Below are 5,776 nucleotides of genomic sequence, written 5' to 3' on the forward strand. Positions count from 1 at the left end.
GCGGATTCTTTGAACAGTTGGAGCACCGAAAGTACTACAGTTTGGAAGTCGAGTGGGGAAGACCTGGAAAAATGGGCAGGATCAGAACAGTAACTGTCCTGATTTTCAGTATATTGTATTTTATCAAAGATTTTTTTTCGGACATTCGCAAGATATCTCCGTCGTGTTTTGGTTGGTATTTTGTACCTTCATAGCTATATGTTTAAGACAACATAATTTACCTAAAGTAGGCCGGTTTTCATAAGGAAAATCGGCTTATTTTGTCTCAAGAGGCCATTTTTTTCTTAACTTAATAGCATTGGGTGCTGTTGGGCTCAGTTATTTCATTAGATTTTCTGCAAAATCTACCAACATTTTATTCCTTTCTGCTAGAAATTCTTCATAAGACACTTTATCAAAATTCCTTGGGACAAGTGCTCTGTCAAGATATTCATCTTTGGTCGAATCATTCATTTTTATACTATATTGAGAGGGAGATTTATCTTTAATTGTGTTATTATCCGCACGAGTTAAAAAACAGATATTAGCAAGGCAATTAATATCTCTTCGTGTTTTTTCAAGTCTTTCCAGATGCTTTTTTGGGAAGATATGATGATACTCATGCTTACTCCCTTTTTTGAGAACTTTGTCTATATCAATATTGGCACCACTTAAAAATGATTTAGGCGATTTTTGGTTTAGCATTGCTATTAAAGTTCTTGAATTAGCGTTACCTGCTGAGAAACTGGCTTTCATGAAGTCAATTTTTATCTCCTCCGTAGGGAATTTGAAATCATAATTTTCATCAGCTCGTAATTTTTTAAAAAAATTTATATCAGTTGCTTGTTTTTCATTAACACCAGCCGAGAACCTTCGGCTGAAAAGGGATCGCCAAAACCATTTTTTTATAATCTGGTTTTGCTTGGATGAGTAGTTTGCCCCATCTCTTTTGGTTGTAGCAAAAAAAGCGGAAAGGGGAACAAGTAATCCAGGAAATGCAACCTGTTTGTAATGTTTTATTAACAGTTCTCTCTTTAAATAATCAATTGCTCCGATAATTCCGTTTTTGACAACCTCAAAGTTACCTCTAATCTCGTCTCCAGTCATAGAAAGAATGGTGCTAGGGGCTGTAGAACCTTTAATTATACCTGCTGTGATTCGTAGTTGTAAATCCCGATCACTCGACAATTCTTCATAACCATGTTCAGAAATTTCATCTTGTAATTCGTCAAATTTTTCAACCAGATCAAAACTATCTGACCAACTCCAAGCAGAAAGTAATTCGAAAACATTTAATTCCGTACCAGCTCTGTTGATTCTTTCAAAAACAATTGCAACTTCATTCATATCATCTGTTTCAAATACAATGTCTGGAATTATATACGAAAGAAACTTTCTTGAAACCTCATCAATTTTTGTTAATTTCTGGTCATCTAATGTAGCCGTTGCTTTACGGTAGCCTACAGAATCAAAAAATGTTTTTACTGGAAAATGTCTAGATAAATCTACTTCTTCCTCATCTAGGCCAATAAAAGCTGACTCTTGAATTGAAATATCCGCATTTAGATCAAAATATATATCTGTCCATTCTTCCGAATTTGGGGTCAATGTGGTTTGAAAAACACTAAAAAGACTGGTTAATCTTTGCTGACCGTCTAGCACATAATTGACTGGATAATCTTTTCGTGGTTCTGGCAACTCAAAATAACCTAAATTCTTCTCTGTAGTCAGCTTTTTATCCGTCTTCCAAAGAATTACGGTTCCTATTGGAAATCCTTTGTATATGCTATCCAATAAGAAGGCAACTTGATCTGCATCCCAAACAAAATCTCTTTGGAAAGCAGGAATACGAATGTCACCGGAGGTAATCCGATCAATTACTTTTTGAATTGTAAGTGTGTCTGCCATATTTTCATTTTAATTCTGACCAACTCGTTTAACGTATTATAAGTGGTTTTTTTTGAGTATACTTTATTTTCATTAATCCTATTAATTTCTGGGCTCTACCGTTAGCTCGCAAAGTCAATGGCTTAGGCTATATGGAATTGAGCCCAACGTTTTGCAGCTACCCGAAGGTGGCGATTTCGAAGCACTTCACTGTCAACCAAGCACAAACTTTGATATAAGCACAAAGCTTGATTTAACCACTGAACCGCCACTTTTGGGTAGGTGCTGTTAGCGGCTGTGGTTCCCTATTGCTATTCAACTGCTTCCAAAAATTCATCGTCCAATGGCGAAATTGAAGGTCCGAAATAGTTTGTGAGATTTCCTTTCTCGTCAATCACATATTTACTAAAATTCCAATCTGGTTGATGGTTATTCCAACCATTTGCTTTGCTGTCCGTAAGCCATTTATAAAGTGGTTGTTGTTCCTCGTTTTTTATTACCACTCCTTTTTTTGCTATTGGAAATGATACACCATAATTCACCTTGCAAAATTGTGAAATTTCGTTATCATTGCTTTTTTCCTGTTCCATAAAGTCGTTGGCAGGAAAAGCAATTATAGCCAATTTGTCGCCTAATTTTTCGTGTAGTTTTTGTAATTCGGCATATTGTCCTGTGTAACCACAATTTGAAGCAGTATTTACAATCAAAACTTTCTTTCCCGAATAGGCAGAAAAGTCAATTGGTTTTCCATTGTTCAATGTTGCCTTTTGTTCGTAGAAAGGAACTGTTGGTGCCGTTTTACTTTCATTGTTTAAAACCGTGCCGTTTTTGCCAATTTTAGCCGCTATGCGAGTAAACGGATAAAGAAAACGCAATGCTTTTTGTTTGAACGTTGCCATAATCTGTTTGTTTTTATTGTTGAACCTTATGAGTATATTCTCTATCTAATTTTTAAGTTCATAAAATTATCTATTGCGTATGTGCTTGACCCGTCACTATCCTATTATGAAACTTCGTTCGCTAAATGCAGGAATTGTTGGCTCAGCTTCGTAGAAATATTTGATTTCATCACTGCTGTCCGTAAGCCCTAAGCTGTATAGCAAAGGCACGTAGTGGTCGGGGGTGGGGGCGGCTAACTTACCCAACTTATGACTGTTTTGGTAATTAATGAGATTGGCAAAGTTTCGTGCATTAATTTGTTGTTTGAGCCAAGCATCATATTCCGCTTCCCAACCGTAAAGGGTCATATCATTTTTTCGCATTTTTTGTCCTGCCAACTGCAAGTTATGGATAAGCGCACCGCTGCCTATTATTAGCACCCCTTTGTTACGCAAAGATTTTAATTGTTTGCCCAACTCATAATGGTATTCGGGTTTGGCGTAATAGTCAATGCTCAGCTGGAAAACAGGAATATTGGCATCGGGAAATAAGTGCATCAGCATTGGCCATGCACCGTGGTCTAATCCCCAATCGGTTGTTTCCGAAACGGAAGGAACGATTTTCTTTACTTCGCGGGCAATATCAGGCGAGCCTTTGGCTTTGTAATATACCTTGTAGTATTCTTCGGGAAAACCATAATAATCGTAAATCTGTTTTTGTTCGGGCGATATGTTTACGAACGTGCCTTTTGTGCACCAATGGGCTGATACAACCAACGCAGCTTTTACTTCATGACTCTTTTGCAGGGTAATTCCTAAATCATAAAGCTTTTGCCAAAATGCTCGTTCACTTCTTGAAACTGGAATATCCATTGGGTTTCCATGAGAGGTAAACAGCACAGGCATTTTTTTACCTTGTGAAGGAAGTGCGTCAGTAAAATTTTTAAAACTGCTTAATGTTCCCATTGCGGTTAAAGCTAAAATTGATTGAAGAAATTCTTTGCGTTCCATAGTGATTTATGCTTTGGGTTGAATAGGCGCTTTTTTATATCTACCCCATGCTATGAAAACTGCGATTGCTCCTAAAATCAAATTAATACCTAATGCTTGATATTCGGCATTGGATATATGATATATAAAAGCCAATACCATAATAATAAAAAGACCCAAAGCTGCCAATGGCGTAAAAATTGGTTTAATGCGCAACAAGGCAGGCAGTAAAAGCCCGATACCGCCAAGCAATTCAGAAATACCAATGAACCTGACCATGCCTGCAGAAAAGTCATTTACCCAAGTCATTGATTGACTAAGCTCTTCAATGGGTTGTGTTGCTTTCATGATTCCTGCCATTAAAAACATGGCTGCCAGTAATACCTGTGCCACCCACAAGGCAATATTCAGGGTTTTATTGTTCTTCTTTTCCATTTATTTACTTTTTGAATTTAGATAAAAGATATTCTTGGACAGTGGTTGGTTTACGACTAAGCAATTGTGTTAAATCAGTGGTAGAAATATTCATAGTATCGGCTGCAAAAGCAACTGCAAATGCTGTAAACATACGTGCGTAATCCTCCGGAACCCCATGTTGCATTAAGGTTTGCTGATAAACTTCTGGTTCGGGAGAAACATAGTTGATCGCAACTCCGGTAACTTCAGAAATGTGCTTCGCAATTTCCCCAAACGATACAGGTTGTTCGATACCGATGTTGTAAGTTTTATTTTCGTGTCCGCCTGTAGTTAAAACATTAGCAAGCGCTTCTGCAATTTCGTTTCGCAATACAAAATTTATTTTTCCCTCACCTGCCGGAACAAAAATGGTTTTGGTTTCCAATATCTGTTCCCCCACATAATCCATCAACATATCCATATAAAAACCGTTTGCAAAAATGGTATAGGTAATTTCGGATTCTTTAAGGTATTTTTCTGTTTTCACATGATCTTCGGCTATAAACCACAGCGGAGATGTTGGGTCTTCATGGGTTCTCATAAAACCTGTGTAGATGATATGCTTCACACCATTTTCTTTAGCAGCTTTGATTGCATTGATGTGCTGCACCGCTCTGCTTTTGGTCATTTCGCTGGAAGAAATCAGAAGCATAGTTTCTACGCCTTGCATTGCAGTGCGTAAGGAATCAAAATCATCATAGTTGCCTATTTTGACATCTATACCTTTAGATTTTAATTCTGCTGCCTTCGCTTCATCTCTTGCCAATGCTGAAATTTGTTTTGCTGCAATTCCTTTTTGAAGCAAAAAGTTAATAGTTGATTTTCCTAATTGTCCTGTTGCTCCTGTGATGAATACTTTGCTCATAATTTTTTTATTTTTTTAGTGAAACATTTTTTTAACCGGACAAAGATACTACTTTTGCTATACTTTAGTAACTACTATACCATAATATATCGCTATACTTTGGTATAGCATAAGTAAATAAAAAATAAAATGAGCAGAATATCAGAATTAGTTAAGGTAAAGAAATGTTCGGGAGAGTTTGTTTTAGCCGTAAACGACACGATGAACGTTTTAAATGGCAAATGGAAACTGCCCATTATAGGTTCTTTGCTCTATGGTAAAAAACGCTTCAAGGAATTGGAAAGGGAAATTCCTAAAATCACGCCCCGTATGCTTTCCAAAGAGCTGAAAGACCTGGAAGTTAATAGCATAGTAACCCGCACTGTTTATAATACCACTCCTGTTACTATAGAGTATGAATTGACGAAATCGGGAAATTCGCTCAATACGGTTTTGGATGCTATGATAGGATGGGGCTTGCAACACCGCAAAATGGTAATCGGAAAAAAGGAGAAGGTTGCTGAAACTGTCAGAGTTTAACAAAGTGGTGGACTTTTTTTAAATTTTTTTACTGTGTCGGCAGGTCGTGTATTTGTCTGTCAGAGGTCGGTCGGTTGGGTATTGCGGTTTCGTCCTACCATTGCCGCTAACGGTTTGCATATGGCTTGTGGCGGTTTCGAAGCACTTTCCTGTCCACCGAAACCAAAGCTGGCTACGGAGCGAAAACCTTGCTGGCAGCCGT

At 37.5% G+C, this 5,776-nt stretch carries 6 protein-coding genes; 1 reads left to right on the forward strand and 5 read right to left on the reverse strand.

The annotated features are described in order from the left end of the window. Positions 1–318: 318 nt before the first annotated feature. The 5 genes from BUB19_RS23725 to BUB19_RS23745 form a co-directional block, all read right to left on the reverse strand. A complete protein-coding gene (locus BUB19_RS23725) occupies positions 319–1,887 on the reverse strand; it encodes a DUF262 domain-containing protein (protein ID WP_073098400.1) in 1,569 nt (522 codons plus the stop codon). A 290-nt stretch (positions 1,888–2,177) separates the two neighbouring features. Continuing rightward, positions 2,178–2,765, reverse strand: coding sequence for a glutathione peroxidase (locus tag BUB19_RS23730; protein WP_073098402.1), 588 nt, complete (start codon positions 2,763–2,765; stop codon positions 2,178–2,180). Positions 2,766–2,861: 96 nt separating this feature from the next. Then, on the reverse strand, positions 2,862–3,755 hold the full coding sequence (locus BUB19_RS23735) for a dioxygenase family protein (protein WP_084097626.1): 894 nt from the start codon (positions 3,753–3,755) through the stop codon (positions 2,862–2,864). Between the two features lie 6 nt (positions 3,756–3,761). Further along, positions 3,762–4,169 carry a DoxX family protein gene (locus BUB19_RS23740; protein ID WP_099542992.1) on the reverse strand — a complete coding sequence of 136 codons (408 nt, stop codon included), beginning with the start codon at positions 4,167–4,169 and terminating at the stop codon, positions 3,762–3,764. A gap of 4 nt (positions 4,170–4,173) precedes the next feature. Next, complete coding sequence (locus BUB19_RS23745) at positions 4,174–5,055, reverse strand: SDR family oxidoreductase (protein WP_073098406.1); 882 nt, start codon at positions 5,053–5,055, stop codon at positions 4,174–4,176. Positions 5,056–5,184: 129 nt separating this feature from the next. Between BUB19_RS23745 and BUB19_RS23750 the strand changes: the two genes are divergently transcribed. Next, positions 5,185–5,574, forward strand: a complete 390-nt coding sequence (locus BUB19_RS23750) for a winged helix-turn-helix transcriptional regulator (RefSeq protein ID WP_026750972.1) — start codon at positions 5,185–5,187, stop codon at positions 5,572–5,574. Positions 5,575–5,776 lie beyond the last annotated feature (202 nt).

The organism is Cyclobacterium lianum (genome assembly GCF_900143075.1).
GTDB classification, from domain to species: domain Bacteria; phylum Bacteroidota; class Bacteroidia; order Cytophagales; family Cyclobacteriaceae; genus Cyclobacterium; species Cyclobacterium lianum.